This window comes from Sinomicrobium endophyticum (genome assembly GCF_052983315.1).
Genome location: NZ_JBRKIS010000047.1, coordinates 1 through 1,430, shown reverse-complemented (window position 1 = coordinate 1,430; position 1,430 = coordinate 1). Strand labels below are relative to the sequence as shown.

1 protein-coding gene is annotated in these 1,430 nt (G+C 48.3%); it reads left to right on the top strand.

The features are described 5' to 3' along the window. The coding region (locus ACVBDU_RS19780) for an immunoglobulin domain-containing protein (protein ID WP_447181445.1) at nt 1-1,430 on the top strand (1,430 nt) is incomplete at both ends.

The window sequence follows — 1,430 nt, the reverse complement described above, 5'->3', positions numbered from 1 at the left end:
GTGGACGTGCTTTGGGGGACAGGTGGTGATATAGCCAGTACAGCCAATTTTGTACGTGATGTTGCAAATGCCTTTGACGGTGATGATACTACTTTTGCACATTTAAGGGCTAACCTTGCCGTGCTTAGTGAAGGTGTTCACATTACCGCTTTATACCCGACCTTGTCCGTAGAGGGCGATGGCGTCAGGGTGTTGTTGCAAAGAGAAGAAGGCGGATTGATCGATGCTTCGGTATTGTCAGATAATATCCGCATACGAACCTATAATAATAACGATGCCAACAGCGAGTTGACTTTAGACCCGGAACTGATCCAGTTATCATTATTCCCGGGTACTACGGATGTTTACGAGTTGATCTACCCGGTGAACGTACCGTTCAACCGTATAGAAGTATCGTTTGATTCGGGACTAGCCAGTGCTTTTGAAGGACTGCATGTTTATGAACTGGACAGGGCACAGGATGTACCCGGGGGAGAATTCCCGGATCCGATCAGTCCTTTCCATGCAGTTAGCCAGGAGAACGGGGTCGATGGTGTTTGCTTGTTATGTGATGTGGTCAACCCGGAATTTTCTGTAGATTTTGACCCGGACAACTATACGGAGCTCAATACTCCTTTAGGTGTGGCCAGCGGAATCTGGCAAGACCTTATCTTTCCGTTCGGAGGTTTGAACGGGGATATTATAGAAGTTGAACTTGGAGTAGGTGGTGGATTAGTGGACTTCTCCGTACTCGGTGGTCTTACCCTGGAAAGTTTTAACGGAGCCACTCCCAACGGAGATGGTATATCCTTATCGGAGCCTGTTAATATAAAATTGGTTCCGGGGACTACGGACCGTTATATTGCAACTTTTGTTGCCGGGGCGGATTTTGACCGTGTGCGGGTAAAATTTGCTGCCGTATTGGAAGCACTAACAAATGTTCGTGTTTACGGTGCAAGGCTTCGCTACGGTATGCCGGAAGTTTCCGGTAACCTGGTGGAACCGGGAACCGCTGCAAATCTGCAATTGACACCGGTAAGTCCCGGTGACGGCATTGAGTGGTTTGCCGAAGCAGAAGGGGGAACTCCTATTGCTACAGGGTTGAATTATACTACTCCTGCATTAAATGTTAATACGACTTACTATATAGAAATAACCCGTGACGGCCTTACCGAACCGGTACGTTATCCTGTGACGGTAGGAATCAATTTCCCGCCGACAGAAGGAGCAAGGGAGCGGGTCTATGCCTGTAGCCAGGATAACCTGGCTATAGGAGGAGTGCAGAATCCGGAGTTTGCCGTAGATGGTGACCCAAGCACGCATTCTACCTTTACCATATTAAAAGTAGGGGCATTTTATCAAAGATTGAGTTTTGCGGATTGTGCGGTAAAACCTGCAGCGGGAGATGCTTTGCATATCAAGCTGGGAACAGAGGCCGGCCTTCTGGAAGT